This window comes from Mesorhizobium sp. USDA 4132 (assembly GCF_056279545.1).
Genome location: NZ_JBWCCP010000002.1, coordinates 200,428 through 225,616 on the forward strand (window position 1 = coordinate 200,428; position 25,189 = coordinate 225,616).

The window sequence follows — 25,189 nt, forward strand, 5'->3', positions numbered from 1 at the left end:
GGCGCAGTTCGCTACACGAAGCTGCGCAAAAGTTCAGTCAGGCAGAGCATCGCCATCGCCTGCCCGTAAGGCATGGATGTCAGCTTGATCTGCCGATAGAAATCGAGATCGCCACCCATCGCCGTGCCGAAAGAAACCTGCCGGAGCTCTCCCTCCGGGCTGATGTTATCGATCACGCCTTTCATGGCTTTCTCGGCGGTCTCCAGATACTCGATGCCCAGATACCGCTTGCGCACACCCTTCATCAGACCATAGGCAAAGCCGGCGGTCGCCGAAGCTTCAAGATAGCTCGACGTATCGTCGATCAGCGTATGCCACAGGCCCGATGGATGTTGGTGGAGTTTCAGCGTGGCCGCCTGCCGGCCGAGCAGGGACACGAGATGGCGGCGGACGGGATCGCTCTCAGCCAGGTCCAGGAGCTCGATGAATTCCGGAATGGCGATGGTGATCCAGCTATTGCCGCGTGCCCAGCGAGCGCGGGCAAAATTATGATTGCCGTCGAACGTCCAGCCATGGAACCAGAGGCCGGTTTGCGTGTCGCAGAGATATTGGGCGTGCACCAGGAATTGGTATTTTGCCTCCTCCACGAATTCCGGGCGCTTGAGCACAAGGCCGATCTTGGCAAGCGGCAGCACGCTCATCATCAGCGTGTCGTCCCACATCTGCTGATCATTGACGCTGTTATAGACGATATGCTGCAGCCCACCTTCGCGAGTGCGCGGCATTTCATGCATCACCCATTCGGCCCATGTTTCCAGGTAGGGCCGCCAACGGGGATCTCCCGTCAGCTCGTAGAGATGGGCAAGCGTCAGAAACGGTGCGACGGTGTTGATGTTCTTTGTGGGGGTTCCTTCAGCAAGCCGGGCTTCAAACCAATCGACGATGATATCCATCACCTTCTGGTTGCCGGTCAGCTGCCAATATTTGAGAAGGCCAAAAAGCGCGACGCCATGGGTCCATTCCCAGCCCGCCCAGCCTTTGGTGTCGATAACCCGGCCGTCGTCGAGGCGCAGGAGGAATTCGCCGGTGCGATCCTCGATATGGACAAGGTTGTCGATCAGCCGATCGATGAGGCCGCACACATCGTGGCGCTCGATAAGATGTTGCTTTTGCCGCAGCAGCGGATGCATGCCGGACGTCCTCCACAAATATTCGGAACGATATTCCGGATTTTAAGAAATCACACTCTCCATGGCTTTTCAACCGTGTTTTTCTGTTGCACTCTGTGCCTGTTCCGCATGCTCACCTGTATCTTGACACAGGTTTTTTCAAATTCCAGAATAAGATTTCGAAAAAAATAGAACGCGCTATGTCAGAGTTGAACCCAAAAACCGAAAATGTCGCCGCCGTCCTCAAGGTTTTCGCCGTGATGGAGGCCTTGGTCGAGGGAAAGAAGGTGAGCCTTGCCGATCTCGCTCAACGAGCCATGACGTCGAAGACCACAGCGCATCGCCTGCTGCAGACCATGGTGGAACTCGGTTATGTGGAGCAGGATGCTGAGACGGAAAAATACGGCCTGACGCTGAAACTCTTCAGCCTGGGCGCTCGCTCGCTGACCGAGCAGACGGATCTGCTGCGTGTTGCGGATCAGGCGATGGGAAAGCTCTCTCGGGTAACCGGTGAGTCCGTCAATCTCGGTATTCTCGATGACCGCGACCAGAAGGTCGTCTACATCCACAAATACGATTCCGCCTACAGTCTCTCGATGAAATCGACGCTCGGGCTCCGCAACCCGCTGCACAGCACCTCGCTTGGCAAGGCGCTTCTTGCATGGCGTGACGACGACGAGATCCGGGAGCGGATCAACAAGATGGAATTGACGAAGCTCGCGCCGCGCACCATCACCGATCCGCAGGAATTGTTTGCCCAATTGCAGGCGGCCCGCAGTCGCGGCTTTGCCGAGGAGGTGGAGGAGAGCGAAGCGGGTGTGCGATGCATGGCGGCACCGATCTTCAACTATCTTGGAAAACCGATCGCAGCGGTCTCGATTTCCTTTCCGATGTTCCGGTTCGACGAAAGCCGCAAATCTGAATATACCGATCTTTTGCGCACGGCAGGGCTCACGGTCTCCGCCGGGCTCGGCTACCAGCCCGCAAAGAACTAACGCCTGGCGCTTTCAACGCCGATCGGACATTGCGGAAGCGAAGCGGCTCAAAGAGCCGCCAAGATGCCGCCATCGACGTAGAGCACTTGGCCGTTGACGAAATCCGATGCCGGAGAAGCCAGAAAGATCGCTGCACCGGAAAGTTCCTCCGGCTGACCCCAGCGGGCGGCGGGGGTGCGGTTCTTCACAAAGGCGTCGAATACCGGATCGTCCATCAGCGCGTGGTTCATCTCGGTCGCGAAATAGCCCGGGCCGATGCCGTTGACCTGAATGTTGTGATGGGCCAGTTCCGTCGCCATGCCGCGGGTCAGCATTTTCAGCGCGCCTTTCATTGTCGTGTAGGGCACGACGGTCTTGCGGCCGACCTTGCTCATCAGCGAGCAGATGTTGATGATCTTGCCGCTGCCGCGTTCGATCATCCCAGGCAGCACGGCTTGCGAGGGAAGCACTGCGCCCATCACGTGGGTGTCGAACATCCGCCGCCAGGTTTCGGCGCTCTGCTCGAGGAAGGGCGCGCGGATCTGAATGCCGGCATTGTTGACGAGGATATCGACCGCGCCGATGCCGGCGAACGCCGCCTCCGTTTCGTCGGCCCTGGTGATGTCGCAGACCATCCCCGAGGCCTCGTAACCCTCCGTCTTCAATTGGTTCACTGCTGCCGAAAGCGTCGCCTCATCGCGCCCGTTCAGCGTGACCCGCGCTCCGGCGGAGGCGAGTCCGCGTGCCATGGCAAGGCCGAGGCCGCGGCTCGAACCGGTGAGGACGGCATGGCGTCCCCGCAGATCGAAAAGTGGATGTTGGACGTTCATCGAAATTTCTCCTGCATGGCCTGAATACCGGGAAAGGCATCCATAAGATAATCGTGACGAGGTCAAGGTGCTGGATCAGACCGCGGCAATATCCTTTGTCAAGAAGCAAGGTGTCGCCGGGGCGGGTCGGGTAGGCATCGAAGATGCGGACCTTTACTATCCGCCCGGAGGTTTTATATAGATGACTAGAATTATCATGTTATGAGGCGCGCCTGAGCAGTCCGTTGCGGCGCCTGATAGTGGATATGATATTTGCAATGGCAGATGGCGAAGGATTCCGGTGTTGAGTTATTGGCATTCCATGGCTTGGCATACGGAGGGGATAAGGGTTGTCGCTCCGGTCAAGTGGCGTCGTTTCGACGGATTGGTGAGTGTCTTCTGGGAAGCCGAAAGCCAGTCGGGTGCCACAGGCTACTATTTGGCGGATGACCCGCGCATCATGATTTTCTTCAACGACGTGTCGTCTCGAATTCGCGTGTCGAACCGAGACGGCTCGCAGGGCTACCGCCCGATGACCCGCGCCGTTTATGTCCCGGCCGGCGTTCCCATGTGGACCAGCAGCGAAACCAAGCACCGATTTTCCCACCTCAACCTGCACATGCACCGGGATCGGTTGCTGCGGTTCCTGTCGCCCTCGGTTGGGGCCTCCGCCGCCTTGGCCGCGGTGCGCCGGCCGGTGGAGCTTCAGGATGTCGGCGCCATAGAGACGCTGGCGGGCCTGCTGGTCGACGAGATATCGAGCCCGGCAAAGCACGCCGTCTATGCCGAAAGCCTGGTGGGCAGCATCGTCGCCGGCCTTCTCGACATACCCGACCATGAAGCCGAAAAGGCCAATGGCAGGCTTACTCAAGCGCAGATGAACAAGCTGGTATCGCGTTTCGACGGCTCGAACGACTGCCGCTTGACCGTTGCCGAAATGGCGGCGACCGTCGGTCTTTCCGAAAGCTGGTTCTCCAACGTCTTCAAGCAGACGACGGGCAAGACGCCACTGCAGTGGCAACTCGCCAGGCGCATCGATCTGGCCAAAAAACTGCTGGTCGACAGCGATCTGGCCGTCGCGGAGGTCGCGGCCCAGCTGGGTTTCACCGACCAGGCACATCTGACCAAGGCGTTCAGGCAGATTGCCGGCGATACGCCGGCTGCCTGGCGCCGGATGCGACAGATCTGCTGATCTTCAGGCACCGTAAAGTCAACTGACACCAGCCTCTTCCGCTAAGCGACTATCGCCGACGTGTCGAAAGACCGGTGTTCGACATCGCGGGAATTGACCATAGCCCCTGCCAGCTGCCGGAAACTCACGGTTCCAACCGGCTTACCTGACGGATCGACAACGGTCACGTCGCCGTCAGGTGCAGAGACGAGCGCGCGTATCGCTTCCTCGATCGTGACATTTGCTGGAATGGTGGGCTGCTCACCCCCAGTCCGGGAACGTAAGGGAGCCATGACCGCTTCGACCTGCACGACCCGTCCGCGGTTCACTTCTTTGACGAAATTGGCCACATATTGATCCGCTGGCCTCAGGACGATGTCCTGGCTTGTACCTTGCTGTATGACCTCGCCGTCGCGCAGGATGGCGATCTGGTCTCCCAGCCGGAGAGCCTCATCGAGATCATGTGTGATGAACACGATCGTTTTCTTGATCTCGTTCTGAATATCGAGAAGAACGGACTGCATGTCCATGCGGATGAGCGGGTCGAGTGCAGAATAGGCTTCGTCCATCAGGAGGACAGGCGCATCGTTCGACAAGGCGCGGGCAAGTCCGACGCGCTGCTGCATTCCCCCAGACAGTTGATTGGGGTACTTATGCTCGAACCCCTTCAGCCCGACGCGCTCCAGCCATCTCATTGCGACGTCGATCGCTTTGGAGCGGCCGATGCCCTGAACCTCAAGGCCGAAAACGGTGTTGTCGACCACGCTCCGGTGCGGCAGCAAGGCGAATTTCTGAAAGACCATTGCCGTCTGATGACGCCGAAAGTTTCGCAGTTCGTCCTTGTTCATCTTTACGACATCCACCCCGTCGACCAGCACCTCACCCGCGGTCGGATCGATGAGGCGGTTGATATGGCGGATGAGCGTGGACTTGCCGGAACCCGACAGGCCCATAATGACCTGAATACAGCCTGACTTGATGTCCAAATTGATATCGCACAGCCCCAGCACATGGCCATGTGCATCGTTAAGCTCTGTCTTCGTTAGACCGTTGCGGACAGCATCGACATAGGCGGCGGGGTTGGCGCCGAAGATTTTGTAGAGATTGCGGATTGCGATGCCGCCCAAACCTTGCTCAGCCATGAACGATCTCCCGATGCTTCTGGAGCCGCTTGCCATAGGCCTGGCTGACCCGATCGAAGATTATGGCGATCCCAACGATTGCGAGGCCGTTGAACACGCCGAGGGTAAAATACTGGTTGGCGATTGCCTTCAGCACCGGCTGGCCAAGCCCCTGAACGCCGATCATCGAGGCGACCACCACCATCGCCAGCGCCATCATGATCGTCTGGTTGATCCCCGCCATGATGGTTGGCAGGGCAAGCGGCAGCTGCACCTTGAAAAGCTTCTGGGTCTCCGAGGTGCCGAAGGCGTCGGCAGCCTCCAGAACATCCTTGTCGACGAGGCGGATACCGAGATCTGTCAGCCGGATCATTGGCGGTATGGCATAGATCACCACGGCGATGAGCCCGGGGACGCGGCCGATACCCAGCAGCATGACGACCGGAATGAGATAGACGAAGCTCGGCATGGTCTGCATCACGTCGAGGATCGGGTTGACGACCCGCTGGACGCCGTTCGAACGCGCCATGAGTATGCCGATCGGCAGGCCGACGGCAATCGACAGGACGGTGCAGACAAAGATCATCGCGACAGTACGCATCGTGTCGGTCCACATGTCGAAATAACCGATCAGCAGGAGCGTGATCAGACAGCTCAGTACGATTTTGACACTTCGGCTCGCAAACCATGCAATAGTGAGGATGATCGCCGTGATGATCGGCCACGGGGTCTGTGTCATGAAGCGATCGGCCGCCAGCAGAAAGCTCTGCAGAGGCGAAAACATGCTTTCGATCGTATCGCCATAGGCGCGGGTGAAAGCGCGAAATCCCTCGTCGATCGCTTTCTTCAAGTTGCGAAGTGCGTCGTCATCCATATGTGGAAATTTATAAAACCATTCCATTCGGTTCCCTTTCTCTGGAAAGAGCCGTGTGAGGTCTTTTTCTTCTTTTGACGGCAAGCGGAAGGGGCGATGCGTTTGGCGCATCGCCCCAAGGTCCTGTTAGAGCGCTGCCTCGATCTTCTTGGCGGCGTCCGTTGAAACCCACTTGGTCCAGATGTCCTTATTTTCCTTCAGAAAATGCTTGGCGCCATCCGCACCGCTGGCCTGATTGTCCGTCATCCATGCCATGAGCTTGCCGATGGTCTGGTTGCTCCAGGACCGCTTTTCGAGATAGGTCATCACCTCGGGTCCTGCTTTCTCCGAAAAGGGCTTGGCGACCAGGGTGACGATCGTGTCGATCGGCCAAGAATTCGGCTTCGGATCCGGGCAATCGGCAACCGTGTTGCAACGCTTCCATTCAGCCGGGTCGTTTTTCACGCCGGCCTCAAGTTTCACCATCGGGTATTTGCCGAGCAGCGCCGTCGGCGCCCAGTAGTAAGTGGCAAAACTCTTCTTCCGCTCATATGCCTTTGCGATAGCGCCGTCCAAACCGGCTGCCGATCCGGTGTCTATCAGCGTGAACTTGGCCTTTTCCCCGCCGAACGCCTTGAACAGCTGGGTTGTCACGACGGTGCCACCCCACCCCTGAGGACCGTTGAGGATTGCGCCTTTGCTTGGGTCTTCCTCACCCGGGAAGAGTTCGGGATGCTTCAGCAAATCCGGAATGGTCTTGATGTCCGGATGCGCGTCCGAGACATATTTCGGGATCCACCAGCCCTGATTGCCGCCGTCCGGCAATGGAGATCCAACCTTCACGATCCGGCCCTCCTGCGTGCCCTTCGCAACCACGTCGGGAAGCAGGTCGATCCAGGCCTCAGGAGCGATATCAGGCTGGCCCTTTTCCGCCATGGAGGTGATGGTCGGCACGGTATCTCCAACCGTGATCTCCGCCTGGCAGCCGTAACCTTCGTTTAAGATGAACTTATCCAGATTGGAGATGACCTCCGCGCTTTGCCAGTTCATGCTCGCGATCGTGACGCGGCCGCACCCGGCGGCACTTGCCGCCGATGCGCCGGCGAACACTCCGACTAGCACGCAACCCGAAGCCAAAAGCTTATTCATAGCACTGTTCCCTTTTTTTAGCGGCTTGACGTAGAATGCGGGACGCCGCGGATACCCGATTCACAAGTGCTTGGGAGCGTCTCCCAAACTCATCGATTTCTCGAACGCTGCCGTCAGTCCGCAAGCAATCGCTCTCTCGAAACCCGCAGCGCGCATTGTCTCGATCGCGACGGCCGTGGTGCCGCGGTAATCGAGGAAGGTCTGCACGATTTCGGTGGGACAGGTCTCACGCATTTCCATGAGACGCCCCGCGCCAATGATAATCGCGTTAACGGCACGCCTGGCCATCGCGACGGGGATGCCCCGGGAGAGGGCATCCCGCATCATTGCGTCGGCAAGAAGCGCCGGAAGGGCGGGGCCGGATCCGGACAGGCCGGTGAAATAATCCATATCGGTTTCGCTGTGCACTTCATCCTGAACACCGCAGGTCTCGAACAGGGCTCGGACAAATGTGCGTTCTTCTTCACTGACCTCCGGGGTCGCGATCCACGGCGTGTAGGACCGGCGGACCTCGACCGCTGCATTCGGCAACGAACGAACGACACAGGCGGTCTGATGATGGTCGCTCAGCGAGTCCAACGGAACGCCTGCCATGACGGAAATCAGCAGCTTGCCCTTCGCATCGACGTTAAGGTCACGCCAGTCAGCGGGGCGGACGCAGAGAATGATGACATCCGAGCGGTCGGCGAGGGCCTGATTGTCCAATGTCCAGAAAGCCTCTTCGAAACGATCCGGCCGCTTGTTGCGATAAGAGAGCGACAGGTCCCGAGGCTTGACGAAGCCGGCGTCCAGCACCGCGCCGGCAAGGGCGCTGCCCAGCCAGCCGTTGCCGCCGATCACGCCAATTCTCCAGCCCCTGCCAGCTTCCACCTTGCTCTCACCCTTGTTTATAGCCGTGCCGCGCGTAGAAGCGATCGAGTTCCCGCTGTTGCGGAATCTGACCGGTGTAGATTGCGATGTATTCGGGAATGCGCTTCATACGCAGTCCGATATCCTCGGTGGACTGCATGGAGATGTAGCCGATCTGGACCAAATACGTTGTTCTCGCGCGAACGTCCGCAGGCTCTTCGTCAAAGCCGAACCGCACGAACATACGGCTCAAAGCGTCTATTCGGGCCAGATCAGCCTGCTGAACTTCAACCTGAATTTCCGGAGATTGCAGTGCCCAACTGCGAATTGCAAACTCGAACTGGGAGTCGAAGAGATCTTTGTTGAGCCAGCAATCGAAGACATTCAGCATCGCTTCCGCAAGAGATTCCGCATATGCCTCGGACTGCTTCACCAGGTTGCCTGTGTTCTTGTCCCTCCAGCGCAGTATCAGCGTGCTCAGCAGTTCCTCCCGATCCTTGAAGAACCAATAGAAGCTTGTCCGCGATAGACCCAGCTTCTTGGCAAGCGGCAGGATCTTCACCGAATCTACGCCGGATTCGAGCAGCGCTTCGTAGGCGGCTTCAAGCCAACCCTCCTGAGAACCACGCCAGCCGCCGTCATTTACCGCCTGTTCCATAGGCACTTCTTAACAAATTCATAACCGCACTTCAAGTGAAATGTACATCAATGTCAACTGTAGGTACGGCGATGTTTTCAATATTGACACAACTGTACATTCCTGTTTAGCCTTATGCGCAAAGGCCAAAACCGGAGCCCGTCGCATGTCGAACGATCCCCTCCTTCAGCCCTACACACTGAAGCATCTGACCCTACGCAACCGTATCATCGTTACATCGCATGAGCCCGCCTATCCTGAGGATGGCATGCCGAAGGAACGTTACCGTGCCTACACCGTGGAGCGGGCGAGAGGCGGCGTGGCCCTGACAATGACGGCGGGGTCGGCAGCGGTGTCGAAAGACAGTCCACCGGTCTTCAATAACCTGCTCGCTTACAAGGACGAGATCGTTCCGTGGATCCGGGAAATGACCGATGCCGTGCACGAAGAGGGCGCGGCTATCATGATCCAGCTGACCCATCTCGGCCGGCGCACCCGTTGGGACAAGGGCGATTGGCTGCCGGTGGTCGCGCCGTCCCATCATCGTGAAGCGTCGCACCGCTCCTTCCCGAAGAAGATGGAGGATTGGGACATCGAGCGTATTATCAGAGATTTCGCAGACGCAGCCGAGCGCATGAAGGCGGGCGGCATGGACGGTGTCGAGTTGGAGGCTTACGGTCACCTGATCGATCAGTTCAATTCGCCGCTCACCAATGAACTGGACGGGCCATATGGGGGCTCGCTCGAAAATCGCATGCGTTTCTGTTTCGACGTCTTCAAGGCGATGCGCGAGCGCGTCGGAGACGACTTCATCCTCGGCGTTCGCTACACGGCCGACGAATGTCTCCCCGGAGGTACTGGAAAAGCTGACGGCATCGAGATTTCGCGACGGCTGCGCGACAGCGGTCTGATCGACTATCTGAATGTGATCCGAGGTCACATCGATACGGATGCCGGCCTGACGGACGTCATTCCGATCCAGGGCATGGCGAACTCGCCACATCTCGATTTTGCCGGTGAGATCCGCGCCGCAACCCAATTTCCGACCTTTCATGCGGCAAAAATCCCGGATGTGGCGACGGCACGGCACGCCATTGCCGCGGGCAAAGTGGACATGGTCGGGATGACGCGCGCCCACATGACGGATCCGCACATCGTTCGCAAGATTATCGAAAAGCGCGAGGAGGATATTCGCCCTTGCGTCGGCGCGAATTACTGTCTCGACCGCATTTATCAGGGCGGGATGGCCTTTTGCATCCACAATGCGGCAACTGGTCGCGAGCAGACCATGCCGCATACCATTGCAAAAGCCGACACCCGCAGGAAGGTGGTCATTGTCGGAGCCGGGCCGGCTGGCCTCGAAGCGGCGCGCGTGGCCGCCGAGCGGGGTCATGCGGTCGTGGTCTTCGAGGCGGCCAACAATCCCGGCGGGCAGATCCGCCTCACCGCGCAGAGCGAACGCCGCCGTGAGATGATCAGCATCATCGACTGGCGGATGAGCCAATGCGAGAAGCTTGGTGTCACGTTTCATTTCAACAACTGGGCGGATGCTGACATGATCGTAGCGGAAGAGCCCGACGTGGTCATCATCGCAACAGGTGGACTACCGCATACCGAGGTTCTGTCGAAGGGAAATGAGCTTGTCGTCTCCTCCTGGGATATCATTTCGGGCGACGTTAAGCCGGGCACCAATGTGCTGATCTTCGACGATGCCGGCGACCATGCCGGCTTGCAGGCCGCGGAATTCATCGCCAAGACAGAGGCCAAGGTCGAGATCATGACGCCCGACCGCTCCTTCGCGCCGGAGGTCATGGCGATGAACCTTGTTCCCTACATGCGCTCGCTGCAGAAACTCGACGTCACCTTTACCGTCACCTACAGGCTGCAATCAGCGGAAAAGAGCGGCAACCAGATCATTGCCCATGTCGGCAGCGACTATGGCGGCGTTGAAAAGCAACGGACCGTCGACCAGATCGTCATCAATCACGGTACGATCCCATTGGACGACCTTTATTTCGAGATGAAGCCCGGCTCGAAGAATCTCGGTGAAGTTTCTTACGACCAGCTGATTTCCGGCGCACCGCAGACGGCCGAGCGCAATCCCGCGGGCACCTATCAGCTCTTTCGGATTGGCGACGCTGTCGCTGCTCGCAACACGCATGCAGCGATCTATGACGCATTGCGGCTTGCCAAGGATATATGAACATGGCCCGCAGCCAGGCCTTGCAGGATTTTCTGAATGCCGCGATCGTCGCGTTCGACCGGTTTGTCGAGGATTCACGGGCCCGGCAGTCACAGACGCAGATATTTGCGCACCTGCAAACATCGCTGCCGGAGCGGGTGAATATCGCAAAGCGGCTTCCGGTTTGCGGCCTGTATTTGCAGAGTGTCTTGGCGGCAAAGGCGGAGCAACCCTCGTTGAACATCTTGCTCCGGCGCTTCGCAGCGTTGGAGGCGCAGCTCGAATGGAACTGTCGCTCGACCTATGACAATTCAGCCAGCGCAAATTTTCCGATGGGCCACGCCAATACCATGATTGTCGGGCCGGGCGGTCTCGAGGACCGTCCGGACGTGTGGCTTGGCGCGACCTTGATGGCGCCGAACGTGCGGTATCCGGATCACGATCATGCACCGGAGGAAATCTATCTCGTCCTGTCGGATGGCGAATTCATGCAGGGCGATTCCGGTTGGTTCACGCCGGGCATGGGTGGCTCTTTCTACAATCCACCTGGAATCCGGCATGCGATGCGCTCGGGCGAGAAGCCCCTCTTCGCATTCTGGGCACTTTTGCCCGACCAGCGGAAACATTGAAGCAAGGTGATCGATAGTTTCTTCGGTCATCCCTGCTAGTGTTTAAGGCCTTACCGATCGACCACGAGGTCACTGAGCGGCTTCGAACAGCAGGGCAGGAATAACCCGGCATCGATCTCCCGCTGGCGGATCCCGCCATTGTGGTTCATGTCGACGGATCCGGACACCAGTTTTGATTTGCAGGTGCCACACACCCCGTTGGAACATGAAGAGGGGAGTTTCACGCCAGCTTTTTTCGCGCAGGACAAGATGGTTTGCTCGCCTGAAACATCGATTTTACGGACTTGCTTGGCAAACTCCACCGTGAACATTCTCGTGGCTGCTTCCCGGACAACCGGAAGGTCGATGTCGTCGATGACCGCAGCGTCGAAGCTCTCCTCGATATAACGGGACGACGGAACGCCGAGCCCTGCGGCAATCCCGCGGGCAGCAGCCATGAATGGCGCCGGGCCGCAGCACATGACGACACGCTCTGCAATGTCAGGTACGGCCAGCTTCATGTAGTCTGCCGAGATGCGCCCGGTAAGGCCAGGCCAATGGGCTTCGCCGGCGGTGATCTCAGGTAGGAAATGCAGGCGGAGCTGCTTTCCTCTATTCGCCAGGCAGGCGAGCTCTTCCCGAAAGATCAAGTCTTTGGGGCTTCGCGCAGCATGCATGAATACGACGTCGATGGGTTCAAAGGTATCCGCCAGTTCGCGGACGATCGACATGACTGGCGTGATCCCCGACCCGCCAGACAGAAGCAGCAGTTTCTTGGCATTGGGCCGGATGAAATGCCCGAGCGGTCCATTGCCCTTCATCATTGAGCCAGCTGTGACGTTGTCATGAAACCAGTTGGAAATCTTACCCCCTGGCACGCGTTTCACGGTGACTGAAAACGCGTTGGTGCGCTGCGGCGAGGAGGATATGCTGTAACAGCGACTTTCGGGCTCTGCGTCAATTTCGAGATCGAACAGGAAATACTGGCCGGCTTTGAAGGCGAACCTTTTTCCAAGCGAAGAAGCGAATGTGAATGTTTTTACATCGTGCGTTTCCTGGTGGACGTCGATGCAAACCAGACCCTCGTCCAAATCCCGGTTCCAGAATTCAGTTTTCTCTATCCGATCGACAGATGCGAAAGCGCTCTTAATATCCATGCGCCCGCATCCGATCGATGTACCAGGTGGCGAATTTGTCGAGGTTCGTCTCCGAGAATGGCGAATAGGGACCGGGCACATAGGCAGGGTCTTCGACGCCGGCATGGGAGCGCGCGACGAGTTCCGCGTCCTGATCCGTGGTCGCCACCCAGACATTCGTCAACTTCTCAAGGTCGTAGTGCACGCCCTCGACGGCGTCCTTGTGAACGAGCCACTTCGTGCGCACCAGCGTCTTGTCGGGCGAAATTGGAATGACTATCGCCACGATGGCATGGTCACCCATGAAGTGGTTCCAGCTGTTATGGCCCCAGAGATGCATATCGCCGAGGTCCTTGCGGGTCATCGTTCCTAAAAGTTTGGATGATGCCGCCGTGGCGTCCGGGGTCTGGGATTCGCCCGCACCGGAAATGATAAGGCGCTGCGTCCTGAAATTGGTCTCACAATCGACGAGTTGTTCGATGGCGGCGGATGGGTAGCCGTCTGCTGTCCATTGAAGGATGCGCTCTTCATAGAGAGCAAGATGCTCTTCGGCCTGCGCCCTGTCTTCTGGGCTGAGTGTCTCGGGATCGAAACCGAAATCCAGATCGACGAAAGAGACGCAAAGCTCCGGGTGGTTTGCCGAGCAATGGTAACACTCACGATTGTTCTCCATCGTCAGCTTCCAGTTGCCGTGCTCGATCACATCGGTTTCGAATGCGACTTTGGAATTGCCAATATCGTAGGGCGCCAGGCGCTCGGTCATCGCCAACTCGAGCCGAGTAATGTCCTTTGGTGGATTGTCGGCAAGGCAAACATAGATGAGGCCGCTGATCGACTTGAAGGTCACAGGCTTCAGGCTGTGACACTCTTTGTTGAAGCTCTTGCCCATATGGGGTGCATAACTCAGCTCCCCGCTGAGTTCGTATGTCCAGGTGTGATAGGGACAGACCAGCTTCGAGACGATCGTCTTGCCGGGATTGAGGAGGCGCGAGCCCCTGTGGCGACAGACGTTGTGCACGACGCGGATTTCGCCGTCATCGTCGCGCAGCAGGATCAGGCTGGTTTTGCCGATGTCGATAACCGCAGCGTCGCCGGGCTCGGGCACGTCGCATTCAAGTCCGACGCAGATCCAGTGCCGACGAAAGAAGACGTCGATATCCGCTTCGAACACGTCTGACCGGGTATACAGGCCCGCTGGCAGAACATGGCCGTCAGCACGCGCGTCCAAAAGTGACGAGATCGAAGACGCAAGTTTGTTCAGCATGAAGACCTCTTTGCCAGCTTTCGGGCAAGAGTGACCTTGCCATGCAATTCGTTCAACGGCATAAATTGTTACGTTGGCATAATGAAAAGTAATGGATTGAGGGCGGGAGCATGCAGTTTCGTAAACGGCTGCCATCCTTGACCGCGCTGCTCACGCTTGAAGCAGTTTTGCGCAGAAAGAGCTTTACCGCGGCCGCGACCGAACTTGGCGTCACTCAGGCGGCCGTAAGCCGGCAGATTGCTTTGCTTGAGGAAGAATTGGGGCAGCCAATGTTTGTGCGTAAACATCGCGCAATCGAACCTACGCCTGCGTGTCGCATTCTGGGAGCGTCGCTGGCGCGGAGCCTTTCCGATATTGCGGAGACGGTCGATGCGATCAAAACGTCCGGTCAGGATGTCGTCACAATCGGCGCGACGATCGCGTTTTCGTCTTTCTGGCTGCTTCCGCGTCTGGCCGACTTCCGTTCCCAAAACCCCGGGATCCAGGTGCGTGTCGTATCCCAGGATGAAAAGATCGATCTCGATAGCGGTGAGATAAACATTGCCATTCGCTATGGAATACCGCCGTTTAACGATGGGACGGTCATTGCTTCAAAAGACGATTTCATAACGCCCGTATGTTCGCCCGATTATCTCAAACGCAGACAACCAGGCCCGCTATCCTCGACAGACGAGTATATCGAAACTCACAGTTCCGACCCGTTGTGGTTTTTCGTGGGCTCAATGGCTCGACCAGATCGGAGCATCCTTCGATTTCAAGCCATCCCTGAGATTCAGCCATTATACCGAAACGATATTCGCTGCGTGTAATGGCCAGGGGGTAGCACTCGGCTGGGGCGCGCTCGTTCAGGCTTTTCTTGATGCCGGAACGTTGGTCACGCTGCATGATCTGACTTACAAGGCTGACGGGCGATATAATATCCTGCTGCCACTCAGGGCACGACGAACGGCTGCCAGTGACAGAGCCGTTGCCTGGCTCACGGCAGCATTGCACGCATAACCAGAAGTATTGGCACCCGGACCAGTTCTCCATGTCGTCTGAGACCCGCCAAGGGTGATTTTTACCATCAACGGCATCTTGCTCTACGAGTTCTGCGCGAATGGTCGCCGCAGCGACGGTACTCCGGCCGGCCTGGTATTGATGAAGCTCTCCTAAGAGGCGGAAAGCCGGGCCGAGGGTTACCGCCGCAGTATGGTGTCAGCGCCCCTGCCGACGCTCGCATACATGCCGGTCGTGCGGAATTCGGTGGGGTTGGTGCCGTAGGCACGGCGAAAGACCTTGGAGAAGTAGTTTGCGTCCCGGAAGCCCGAGCGGATTGCCACTTCCTTCACCGGCATGCCGTCGGTCTTGGTCAAAAGCTTGATGGCGCGCTCCAGGCGTTTTTGCAGAACGAATTCGGCCGGCGGAACGCCTTCGCTGGCGGCGAAGATACGTGAGAAATGCGCTCGGCTGAGGCCCGCGACCTTGGCTAGCTCCTCGACCGGCAGCGGATGTTCAAGATTGCTCGTGATGTGGCCGATGACATGCTGCATCGTCCGGTATTCTTCGCTGAAGATGGGATGTGAACCGAAGACGTCGTCATAGAGCGCCATGGCCGCTTCGTAGGCGATGGCCGATGCGCGGCCCGGGGTCTCCGCGCCATTGATGAGACGCAGGCTGCAATCGGCCAGATGCTCGATGGTGCGCGGCTGCAGCGTGAGGATCGGGCCGGTCACCGCGAGGACGGAGCGGTGAATGCGAAGCGCTTCGTCGCCATTCATCGAGATCCAGAAGAACTCCCATCGGCCGCCATCCTCCAGCCAATAGCGATGGTTATGCGGGACGAGAACCAACAGGGTTTCGCCTTCCTTCACTCGCAGCTCCCGGTTGTCGTACCTGAGGTTGCCGGCGCCGCCAATCGTGTGCTGGAGCACGGTGAACGGCGTCTGGCCGCGCTTGCGTCCGTCCCAATCATAGGCTGCATCCGTGCGGATCTCGTAGCCGGTGCTGGTCGGCATCGTGTGCAAAGTCTGCCGGCCCCGCGGCAACGAAACGGTCCGCATGACCGGCCCCCGCTCGATTAAATCCCGCAGCATAGAATTACCCATGAAAGCATAATCCTTCTCTGGCGGCCCCGCCGAATTTGCGCATAATCTGCCCCCGAGAGAGAGAACACCGCCAGCATCGAGGAACGGCGGGGAGGGGAATAAGCCGGATTTCTGGCCTTTTTTGGCGCTGCGCGCAAGTCCGGCGGCTATTCTTCTTCTCATCCCCAACGCCGGCATTTTCATCGCATCGAGGTCAGGATCATGAGCTTCAAAATCGCTATCATTGGCGCAGGCAGCGTCGGCTTCACGAAAAAGCTGTTCACCGACATCCTGTGCGTTCCCGAATTCAGGGATATCGAATTCGCGCTCACCGACATGAACGAGCATAACCTCCAGATGATCAAGGCGATCCTCGACAAGATCGTCGAATCCAACCGGCTTCCGACCAGGGTGACGGCAACCACCAACCGTCGCGAGGCGCTGACGGGTGCCCGCTACATCATCAGCTGCGTTCGCGTCGGCGGCCTGGAAGCTTATGCCGACGATATCCGCATCCCGCTCAAATACGGTATCGACCAGTGCGTCGGGGATACGATCTGCGCCGGCGGCATTCTCTACGGCCAGCGCAACATCCCCGTGATCCTCGATTTCTGCAAGGACATCCGCGAAGTCGCCGAACCGGGCGCGAAATTCCTGAACTACGCGAACCCGATGGCGATGAACACCTGGGCTGCGATCGAATACGGGAAGGTCGATACCGTCGGCCTCTGCCATGGTGTCCAGCATGGGGCAGAACAGATCGCCGAGGTTCTCGGCGCCAAGTCGCGCTCCGAACTCGACTATATCTGCTCGGGCATCAATCATCAGACATGGTTCGTCGATCTGCGCCTCAACGGCCGAAAGATCGGCAAGGACGAACTCGTCGCAGCCTTCGAGGCGCATCCGGTTTTCTCGCAGCAGGAGAAGCTGCGTATCGACGTCCTGAAGCGCTTCGGCGTGTATTCGACGGAAAGCAACGGCCACCTGTCCGAATACCTGCCCTGGTATCGCAAGCGGCCGGAAGAGATCACCAGGTGGATCGACATGTCCGACTGGATCCATGGCGAGACCGGCGGTTACCTCAGGCACTCGACGGAAACCCGCAACTGGTTCGAAACGGAATTCCCGCAGTTCCTCGCCTCGGCCGAAAAGCCGATCGATCCAGCCAAGCGCTCGAACGAGCATGCGAGCCATATTCTCGAAGCGCTTGAAACCAACCGCGTCTATCGCGGCCACTTCAACGTCAAAAACAACGGTATCATCACCAACCTGCCGGCCGATGCGATTGTCGAGTCGCCCGGTTTTGTCGACCGCTTCGGTATCAATATGGTCTCCGGCATCACGATCCCGGAAGCCTGCGCAGCGACCTGCATCGCCTCGATCAACGTGCAGCGCATGTCGGTGCACGCAGCCATCAGCGGCGATATCGACCTCCTGAAGCTGGCGGTCCTGCACGACCCCTTGGTCGGCGCCATCTCGACGCCGGAGGAAGTCTGGCAGATGGTCGATGAGATGGTCGTCGCCCAGGCCGGTTGGTTGCCGCAATATGCCGATGCCATTCCTGCGGCCAAAGAGCGGCTGGCCAAATCGACGGTGAAGACCCGCGATTGGGCCGGGGCGGCACGCCGCAACGTCCGCTCGATCGACGAGTTGCGCGCCGAAAAGGCGGCGCTCAAGCAGGCTGTCTGAAATTTCGGAGGATGGGCGGCGATGGGGCTCCGGGAGGGAGCCTATTGCCGCAAGCCCGCATCCGGATCGTTTGAGGAGAACCGGGGTATTGCAAAGTGCTCCGCAACAAGAGGGAGAAACGATGACAAATTTCCGCAACCTTGGCAGTCTTGCCGGACTGGCGCTGAGCGTCTCGGTCTCGGCTTTGAGCGCCTATGCCTCCGAGCCCACTGCTCCGCCCGTTCCGGCGCAGTTCCCGGCGGAAGGCAAGATCAAATACGTGTCCAGGGATTCCATTGAGGAGTTCAAGGCGCTGCCCACCTATCATGAGCCCGATTGGGTGACGAAGAACTTTGTCGACAGCGGCAAGCTGCCGCCCGTTAAGGACCGCCTGCCCAAGGTGCCGCTCGTCTTCAAGACGGAGAACATGGTGGATGGCCCCGGCGTCTATGGCGATACCCTGCGGCATGTCATCGGCGGCCGGCCTGAAGGGTGGAACTATGGCGCCGGCCAGACCCAGGGCTGGGGCGGCATCGATATCGGCCTGTCCGAGTGCCTGACGCGCACCGCGCCGCTCTTCCAGGTGGAAGCCAAGGATACCGAGCCGCTGCCGAACCTTGCCAAGAGCTGGGACTGGTCCAAGGACGGTCATAAACTCACCATGCATCTGGTCGAAGGCGCGAAATGGTCCGACGGCGTTCCCTTCAATGCCGACGACATCATGTTTTACTGGGAAGACGAGGTCATCGACCCGAATGTCTCGCCGCTCGGCGGCGGCGCATCGCCTGAAGCGTTCGGCCAGGGGACAACACTTCAGAAGATCGATGACTATACCGTCGAGTGGACCTTCAAGGAGGCTTTCCCCAAACAATATCTCTACACGATGGCCTATCCGGGCTTCTGCCCGGGCCCGTCGCATATCCTGAAGCCGCAGCATCCGAAATATTCGAAAAATACCTACGATCAGTTCAAGAATGCGTTCCCGCCGGAATTTTTGAACATGCCGGTGATGGGCGGTTGGGTGCCGGTCGAATACCGTCCTGACGACATCATCGTGATGCGCCGCAATCCATACTACTGGAAGGTCGACGAGAAGGGCAATCAACTCCCTTATCTGAACGAACTGCATTACAAGCTGTCGACCTGGGCCGACCGCGACGTACAGGCCGTTGCCGGATCCGGCGACATTTCCAACCTCGAGCAGCCGGAAAATTTCGTGGCATCGCTGAAGCGCGCCGCCGAGAAGACCGCCCCGGCACGTCTTGCCTTCGGCCCGCGCCTGATTGGCTACAACATGCGCATGAACCTGTCCGGTAACGGCTGGGGCGAGCCAGACGCGCGCGGCCAGGCCGTTCGCGAGCTGAACCGCAACGAGGATTTCCGCAAGGCGATCACCATGGGCCTCGACCGCAAGGCGATTGGCGATTCGCTGGTCAAAGGTCCGTTCACCGCGATCTATCCGGGTGGCCTGTCCTCGGGCACCAGCTTCTACGACCGCAACTCGGTGGTCTATTACCCCTTCGATCTGAATGGCGCCAAGGCGCTGCTGGCGAAGGCCGGCCTCAAGGATACCGACGGCGACGGTTTCGTGAACTTCCCCGCCGGAACCGTCGGCGGCAAGGACGTCGAGATCGTCCTTCTGGTCAACAACGGCTACGCGACCGACAAGAGCCTCGCGGAAGGCGTCATCGGCCAGATGGAAAAGCTCGGGATCAAGGTCATCCTCAATGCGCTCGATGGTCCGAAGCGCGACGACGCTCACTATAGCGGCCGTTTCGACTGGCTGATCCAGCGCAACATGCCGGAACTTGCCTCCGTGGTTCAAAACACCGAGCAGCTTGCACCTGTCGGTCCGCGCACGAGCTGGCACCACCGCGCCGGAAAAGACGGCAAACTCGACCTGATGCCCTACGAAGAAAAGCTGGTGGCTATCGTCGCCAAGTTCCAGACCAGTCAGGACAACAACCAGCGCGTCGACCTGATGAAGCAGTACCAGAAGATCGCAACCGAGAATGTCGATACGATCGGACTGACGGAATATCCCGGTGCGCTGATCATCAACAAGCGCTTCTCGAATGTGCCGGAAGGAACACCGATCTTCATGTTCAACTGGGCCGAGGACTCCGTCATCCGTGAGCGCCTGTGGGTCGCTGCCGACAAGCAGGGCAAATATGAGCTGTTCCCCGAGAGGCTGCCCGGCAAGCCGGGCGAAAAGGGCCCGATCAACTAAGAGCTCCCCTCCCAACCGAGGACTCCGGCCGCGCGTGAAGCGCGGCCGGGCAAGATCAACAAGCCGGCCGCACCGACAGGCGCGACTGGCGGCAAGGAGAAGCGAACCGTCCGATGTTACGATTCCTGCTCGTGCGCATAGCGACCGCAATCCCCGTCCTGATCATTCTGAGCATCGTGACCTTCGCGATCATCCAGGCGCCACCCGGTGACTATGCCGATTACATCCGCTCGCAGCTGATCAACCAGAGCGGCGCGTCCTTCGCACAGGCCGACGAACAGGCTCGGGCCTACCGCATCGCCCACGGCCTCGATCAACCGATGGCCATCCAGTACTTCAACTGGATCAAGGGCATCGTTACACAGGGCGATTTCGGCTACAGCATGTTCTACAACAAGCCGGTGGCCGACGTCGTCGGCGAACGCCTGCCGCGCACGCTGCTCCTGGCGCTGGTCTGCCACATCCTTGCGTCGGTGCTCGGCATCGGCTTCGGCATATGGGCGGCAACCCGGCAATATTCCTGGATCGACAGCCTGCTCTCCGGCATCTCATTTCTCGGCATGACGGTGCCGCGCTTCCTGATGGCGCTGATCATCGTCTACCTGCTCGTCTTCCAGCTCAACGTTTCTGAAATCGGCAGCTTCTTCTCGCCGCAATATGGCGGCGCGCCGTGGTCCTGGGCGAAATTCGCCGACCTTGTCAAACACGTCTGGCCGGTCGTCGCGATCGCCACCTTCGGCGGGCTCGCCTACAACATGCGCGTCATGCGCGGCAACCTGCTCGATACGCTGAACGCCCAGTATGTCGAGACGGCAAGGGCCAAGGGGCTTTCGGGCGGTGCGGTCGTCATGCGCCATGCCGTGCCCAATGCCCTGCACCCGCTCGTCATGTATCAGGGCGTCGTGCTTCCCTACATGCTGACCGGCGAGATCGAGACGGCGATCATCTTTTCGCTGCCGACCGTCGGGCCGGCGATCGTCGGTTCGATGGCCGTCGGCGACGTCTATGTGACGGCGACCTTCATGATGGTGCTTTCGGCCACGCTCATTGTCGGCAACATCATCGCCGATATGCTTCTGGCGATGCTCGACCCGCGCGTCCGTGCCTACGGAGGAGCCTGATATGCTCGCCTTCGACTCCTCCCCGCCATTGCCCCACGGGCAGATGTCCCTCGAACAGACGGCCAAGAACGCGCCGCACGGCAATGAGAGCTACACGGCGCTCGTCTGGCGCCGGCTGCGGCGCTCCTGGACCGGAATGATCGGCCTCATCCTCGTCGGATTGCTGCTGATCATGGCGATCGTCGCTGAGTTCTTTGCGCCGATGGATCCGAAGGCAACGGATGTCGGCTTTGCCCCGCCGCAGATAATGAGCTTTCACGACAAGGACGGCAACATCGTCTTCCAGCCGCGCGTCTATGGACAGACCGAGTCCGCGGAGCTCGACCCCGTGACATTTCAGCCGGTCGTCGGTCCCGACTACGACAACCCGAACCGTCTCGGCTTCTTCGTGGCAGGCGCCGAGTACCGGCTGTTCGGACTGATCCCGGCGAACCGCCATTTCTTCGGTTCCACCACCGGCCAGCCGGTGCATTTCCTCGGCACCGACAAGTTCGGCCGCGATGTGCTGTCGCGCGCCATCGTCGGCTCGCGGATTTCGCTGACGATCGCGCTCACCGTCGTCTTCATCGTCACGGTGATCGGCACCACGGTCGGCATGGTATCCGGCTATTTCGGCGGTTCGTTCGATACCTGGGTGCAGCGCTTCGTCGAAGTCGTCCTCGCCTTTCCGCAGCTGCCGCTCTATCTGGCGCTGACCTCGCTCATCCCGGTGACGGCGCCGACCAACGTTTTCCTCGGCTTCGTCATCGTCGTGATGTCGGCGCTCGGCTGGGCGCAGATGTCGCGCGAGGTGCGCGGCAAGACACTGGCGCTCGCCCGCATCGATTATGTCCGGGCGGCCATGGCCGTCGGCGCGACCGACCGGCGGATCATCTTCCAGCACATCTTTCCGAACGTCATGAGCCACGTGATCGTCGCCGTCACGCTGCATATCCCGAGCGTCGTGCTGCTCGAGTCCTTCCTCGGCTTCCTCGGTTTCGCCGTGAAGCCGCCGCTGATCTCCTGGGGACTGATGCTGCAGGATACGGCAAACTATTCCGTGATCGGCACCTATCCCTGGATCCTGGCGCCGGTCGGCTTCGTGCTCATCACGGTTTTTGCGTTCAATGCGCTCGGCGACGGGCTGCGCGACGCAGTCGATCCTTATTGAGGTGGTCCAGATGGCTCTCGCACTCGTCAACAGCTTCGCCCCGCCCATCCGCCTCGACCATGCCGGCCGTACGGAACAGCCAATCATCGATGCCCGCAACGTCGCCGTGAACTTCAAGGTCGAGCACGGCACGGTAGAGGCCGTGAAGGATATCTCCTTCCAGCTCTACCGCGGCGAGACGATCGCCATCGTCGGCGAATCCGGATCGGGCAAATCGGTAACCGCGCGCACCGTCATGGGGCTGCTGTCGAAACGCGCCGTGGTGTCGCCGCAATCGACCGTCGCCTATGACGGCGCCAATATCCTGAAATTCTCCGAACGTGAGCGCCGCAAGCTGCGCGGCGATCGTATCTCGATGATCTTCCAGGAGCCGATGAGCTCGCTGAACCCGATCTACACGATCGGCAGCCAGATCATTGAAGCCATTCGCGTGCATCGCCGGATGAGCCGGAAACAGGCCGAGGCCCGTGCGCTTGAACTGCTGAGGCATGTGCAGATTCCCGATCCGGAAGCTCGCCTGCGGCAATATCCGCATCAGCTCTCCGGCGGCCAGCGTCAGCGCGTGATGATCGCCATGGCGCTGTCGAACAATCCGGACGTGCTGATCGCCGACGAGCCGACGACGGCACTCGACGTCACCGTGCAGGCGCAGATCCTCAACCTCATCCGCAACTTGCAGAAGGAATTGCGGATGGCGGTGATCCTGATCACCCACGACCTGACCGTCGTGCGGCAGTTCTCCGATTATGTCTATGTCATGCAGCATGGCGAGATGTGCGAGCACAACATCACCGAAAAGCTCTTCGCCAATCCGCAGCATGCCTACACCAAGCACCTGCTCGCCTCCGAGCCCCGCGGCCAGGCCAATCCGCTGCCGGAGGGCTCTGACGTCATTCTCGACGCCAAGGGGGTGCGCGTCTCCTTCATGCTGCGCCATGGCACCTTCTTCAAGCCGGAGCTGAAGGAGCTTGTCGCGGTCGACAGCCTCGATCTGACGCTTCGCCGCCATGAAACGCTGGGAATCGTCGGCGAGTCCGGTTCGGGCAAGACGACGTTCGGACAGGCGCTTCTGCGGCTGAATGACACCGACAGCGGCGAAATCTATTTCGACCGGCAGCCGATCCACGACCGTTCGCGCATCGAAATGCGGCCGTTGCGCTCGCGCATGCAGGTGGTCTTCCAGGATCCGTTCTCGTCGCTCAATCCGCGCATGACGATCGGCCAAATCATCGAGGAAGGGCTTGTCGTCAACAAGCTCGGCGCGACGAAGGCCGAACGGCTCGACCGCGTGCGCGAGGCGCTCATCGCAGCTGGCATGCCGAGCAACATCCTGTCGCGCTTCCCGCACGAGTTTTCGGGCGGCCAGCGGCAGCGTATCGCCATTGCCCGCGCCATCGCGCTCGAGCCTGAGTTCATCCTGCTCGACGAACCGACCTCGGCTCTTGATCTCTCGGTTCAGGCGCAGATCATCGAACTCTTGCGCAAGCTGCAGGACGAGCGGGGCCTCAGCTACCTTTTCATCTCGCACGATCTGAAGGTCGTGCGTGCCCTCTGCCACCGGGTCATTGTCATGCAGCACGGCAAGATCATCGAAGAGGGTCCCGTCGACGAAGTTCTATCCCACCCCAAGACCGCCTACACCGAACGGCTCGTCAAGGCCGCTTTCGAGGTAGCATAATGATTGCCGAATGCCGGAGGTTATAATGGCACGAAATCCCAGGATCGCATTTATCGGAGCAGGCTCGACCGTTTTCATGAAGAATATCATCGGCGACGTCCTGCAGCGCCCGGCGCTGTCGGGCGCCACCTTCGCCTTGATGGACATCAATCCGCAGCGTCTCGAAGAAAGCGCAATCGTCGTCAACAAGCTGATTTCAACACTCGGCGCCAAGGCGAAAGCCGAGACCTATTCCGACCAGCGAAAGGCGCTGGCGGGCGCGGACTTCGTCGTTGTGGCCTTCCAGATCGGCGGTTACGAACCCTGCACGGTGACCGACTTCGAGATCCCCAAGAAGTTCGGCCTGCGTCAGACGATCGCCGACACGCTCGGCATCGGCGGTATCATGCGTGGCCTGCGCACCGTGCCGCATCTGTGGAAGATCTGCGAGGACATGCTCGCCGTTTGCCCCGAGGCGATCATGCTGCAATATGTCAACCCGATGGCGATCAACATCTGGGCGATTTCGGAGAAATACCCCGCGATCAAGCAGGTCGGCCTCTGCCACTCGGTGCAGGGCACGGCAATGGAATTGGCGCATGACCTCGACATTCCCTATGAGGAGATCCGCTATCGCTCGGCCGGCATCAACCACATGGCCTTCTATCTGAAGTTCGAGCATCGCCAGGCGGATGGCTCCTACAAAGATCTCTATCCGGATCTGGTCCGTGCCTATCGCGAAGGCCGCGCGCCCAAGCCCGGCTGGAACCCGCGCTGCCCGAACAAGGTACGCTACGAGATGCTGACCCGCCTTGGCTATTTCGTCACCGAGAGCTCGGAGCATTTCGCCGAGTATACGCCTTACTTTATTAAGGAGGGCCGCGAGGACCTGATCGAGAAATTCGGCATCCCTCTCGACGAATATCCGAAGCGCTGCATCGAGCAGATCGCCCGCTGGAAGGGGCAGGCGGAAGCCTACCGTTCAGCCGACAAGATCGAGGTCGCGCAGTCGAAGGAATATGCCTCGTCGATCATCAATTCGGTCTGGACCGGCGAACCCTCCGTCATTTACGGCAACGTGCGCAACAATGGCTGCATCACTTCGCTGCCCGACAATTGCGCAGCCGAGGTTCCCTGCCTGGTCGACGCGTCGGGCATCCAGCCGACCTTCATCGGCGACCTGCCGCCGCAGCTCACGGCATTGATCCGCACCAACATCAACGTCCAGGAGTTGACGGTTCAGGCACTGATGACCGAGAACCGCGAGCACATCTACCACGCTGCAATGATGGACCCGCATACAGCGGCGGAACTCGATCTCGACCAGATCTGGGCGATGACAGACGAGCTGCGTGCCGCTCACGGCGACTGGCTGCCGGCCTGGGCCCGCGCCAGCCGCAAGGTTCAGGCTGCCTGACCAACTCCCTCCCGGTCC

20 protein-coding genes and 1 pseudogene are annotated in these 25,189 nt (G+C 59.4%); 11 read left to right on the top strand and 10 right to left on the bottom strand.

Annotated elements, in window-relative coordinates; genetic code table 11:
• Positions 1-11: 11 nt before the first annotated feature.
• Complete coding sequence (gene bglB / locus ACZ9IU_RS23760) at positions 12-1,130, bottom strand: beta-galactosidase BglB (protein ID WP_040125613.1); 1,119 nt, start codon at positions 1,128-1,130, stop codon at positions 12-14.
• Between the two features lie 179 nt (positions 1,131-1,309).
• On the opposite strand from bglB, the gene kdgR reads away from it, so the two are divergent.
• On the top strand, positions 1,310-2,104 hold the full coding sequence (gene kdgR, locus ACZ9IU_RS23765; RefSeq protein ID WP_040125612.1) for a DNA-binding transcriptional regulator KdgR: 795 nt from the start codon (positions 1,310-1,312) through the stop codon (positions 2,102-2,104).
• Between the two features lie 47 nt (positions 2,105-2,151).
• Here kdgR and ACZ9IU_RS23770 read toward each other — a convergent pair whose 3' ends face one another.
• Positions 2,152-2,913 carry an SDR family oxidoreductase gene (locus tag ACZ9IU_RS23770; RefSeq protein WP_040125611.1) on the bottom strand — a complete coding sequence of 254 codons (762 nt, stop codon included), beginning with the start codon at positions 2,911-2,913 and terminating at the stop codon, positions 2,152-2,154.
• Positions 2,914-3,196: 283 nt separating this feature from the next.
• On the opposite strand from ACZ9IU_RS23770, the gene ACZ9IU_RS23775 reads away from it, so the two are divergent.
• Entirely contained in the window at positions 3,197-4,084 is an 888-nt protein-coding gene (locus ACZ9IU_RS23775) for a helix-turn-helix domain-containing protein (RefSeq protein WP_173426784.1), read from the top strand.
• Between the two features lie 41 nt (positions 4,085-4,125).
• On the opposite strand, the gene ACZ9IU_RS23780 is transcribed toward ACZ9IU_RS23775, so the two are convergent.
• From ACZ9IU_RS23780 to ACZ9IU_RS23800, 5 genes are all read right to left on the bottom strand, one after another.
• Entirely contained in the window at positions 4,126-5,205 is a 1,080-nt protein-coding gene (locus ACZ9IU_RS23780; RefSeq protein ID WP_040125609.1) for a quaternary amine ABC transporter ATP-binding protein, read from the bottom strand.
• Entirely contained in the window at positions 5,198-6,085 is an 888-nt protein-coding gene (locus tag ACZ9IU_RS23785) for an ABC transporter permease (protein ID WP_040125608.1), read from the bottom strand. The genes ACZ9IU_RS23780 and ACZ9IU_RS23785 overlap by 8 nt, the downstream gene beginning before the upstream one ends.
• 99 nt (positions 6,086-6,184) lie before the next feature.
• Entirely contained in the window at positions 6,185-7,186 is a 1,002-nt protein-coding gene (locus ACZ9IU_RS23790; protein ID WP_040125607.1) for an ABC transporter substrate-binding protein, read from the bottom strand.
• A 60-nt stretch (positions 7,187-7,246) separates the two neighbouring features.
• On the bottom strand, positions 7,247-8,026 hold the full coding sequence (locus ACZ9IU_RS23795; protein WP_080719389.1) for a pyrroline-5-carboxylate reductase family protein: 780 nt from the start codon (positions 8,024-8,026) through the stop codon (positions 7,247-7,249).
• 37 nt (positions 8,027-8,063) lie between these two features.
• Positions 8,064-8,693, bottom strand: coding sequence for a TetR/AcrR family transcriptional regulator (locus ACZ9IU_RS23800; RefSeq protein ID WP_040125605.1), 630 nt, complete (start codon positions 8,691-8,693; stop codon positions 8,064-8,066).
• A 145-nt stretch (positions 8,694-8,838) separates the two neighbouring features.
• Here ACZ9IU_RS23800 and ACZ9IU_RS23805 point away from each other — a divergent pair, with 145 nt between their 5' ends.
• Together ACZ9IU_RS23805 and ACZ9IU_RS23810 are read left to right on the top strand one after the other, a co-directional pair.
• Positions 8,839-10,875, top strand: coding sequence for an NADH:flavin oxidoreductase (locus tag ACZ9IU_RS23805; protein WP_040125604.1), 2,037 nt, complete (start codon positions 8,839-8,841; stop codon positions 10,873-10,875).
• A gap of 2 nt (positions 10,876-10,877) precedes the next feature.
• The gene (locus ACZ9IU_RS23810; protein ID WP_157885345.1) at positions 10,878-11,483 is read left to right on the top strand and encodes a dimethylsulfoniopropionate lyase; all 606 of its coding nucleotides are present in this window, start codon (positions 10,878-10,880) and stop codon (positions 11,481-11,483) included.
• 50 nt (positions 11,484-11,533) lie between these two features.
• Here ACZ9IU_RS23810 and ACZ9IU_RS23815 read toward each other — a convergent pair whose 3' ends face one another.
• Positions 11,534-12,619, bottom strand: a complete 1,086-nt coding sequence (locus ACZ9IU_RS23815; RefSeq protein WP_040125602.1) for an FAD-binding oxidoreductase — start codon at positions 12,617-12,619, stop codon at positions 11,534-11,536.
• A complete protein-coding gene (locus ACZ9IU_RS23820; protein WP_040125601.1) occupies positions 12,609-13,862 on the bottom strand; it encodes an aromatic ring-hydroxylating oxygenase subunit alpha in 1,254 nt (417 codons plus the stop codon). The genes ACZ9IU_RS23815 and ACZ9IU_RS23820 overlap by 11 nt, the downstream gene beginning before the upstream one ends.
• 110 nt (positions 13,863-13,972) lie before the next feature.
• On the opposite strand from ACZ9IU_RS23820, the pseudogene ACZ9IU_RS23825 reads away from it, so the two are divergent.
• Positions 13,973-14,861: pseudogene (locus ACZ9IU_RS23825) on the top strand (LysR substrate-binding domain-containing protein).
• A gap of 179 nt (positions 14,862-15,040) precedes the next feature.
• Here the strand turns inward: ACZ9IU_RS23825 and ACZ9IU_RS23830 are convergent.
• Positions 15,041-15,949: an AraC family transcriptional regulator gene (locus ACZ9IU_RS23830; RefSeq protein WP_040125599.1), complete on the bottom strand. Its 909-nt coding sequence runs from the start codon at positions 15,947-15,949 to the stop codon at positions 15,041-15,043.
• A gap of 201 nt (positions 15,950-16,150) precedes the next feature.
• On the opposite strand from ACZ9IU_RS23830, the gene ACZ9IU_RS23835 reads away from it, so the two are divergent.
• The 6 genes from ACZ9IU_RS23835 (at position 16,151) to ACZ9IU_RS23860 (ending at position 25,171) form a co-directional block, all read left to right on the top strand.
• Complete coding sequence (locus tag ACZ9IU_RS23835) at positions 16,151-17,617, top strand: alpha-glucosidase/alpha-galactosidase (protein WP_040125598.1); 1,467 nt, start codon at positions 16,151-16,153, stop codon at positions 17,615-17,617.
• Between the two features lie 121 nt (positions 17,618-17,738).
• A complete protein-coding gene (locus ACZ9IU_RS23840) occupies positions 17,739-19,826 on the top strand; it encodes an ABC transporter substrate-binding protein (RefSeq protein WP_040125597.1) in 2,088 nt (695 codons plus the stop codon).
• Between the two features lie 113 nt (positions 19,827-19,939).
• Complete coding sequence (locus tag ACZ9IU_RS23845; RefSeq protein ID WP_040125596.1) at positions 19,940-20,947, top strand: ABC transporter permease; 1,008 nt, start codon at positions 19,940-19,942, stop codon at positions 20,945-20,947.
• A gap of 1 nt (position 20,948) precedes the next feature.
• Positions 20,949-22,097: an ABC transporter permease gene (locus ACZ9IU_RS23850; RefSeq protein ID WP_040125595.1), complete on the top strand. Its 1,149-nt coding sequence runs from the start codon at positions 20,949-20,951 to the stop codon at positions 22,095-22,097.
• Positions 22,098-22,107: 10 nt separating this feature from the next.
• Positions 22,108-23,775 (top strand): ABC transporter ATP-binding protein, encoded by a 1,668-nt coding sequence (locus ACZ9IU_RS23855; protein ID WP_040125930.1) that lies wholly within the window; start codon positions 22,108-22,110, stop codon positions 23,773-23,775.
• Positions 23,776-23,800: 25 nt separating this feature from the next.
• Positions 23,801-25,171 (top strand): alpha-glucosidase/alpha-galactosidase, encoded by a 1,371-nt coding sequence (locus ACZ9IU_RS23860; protein ID WP_040125594.1) that lies wholly within the window; start codon positions 23,801-23,803, stop codon positions 25,169-25,171.
• Positions 25,172-25,189 lie beyond the last annotated feature (18 nt).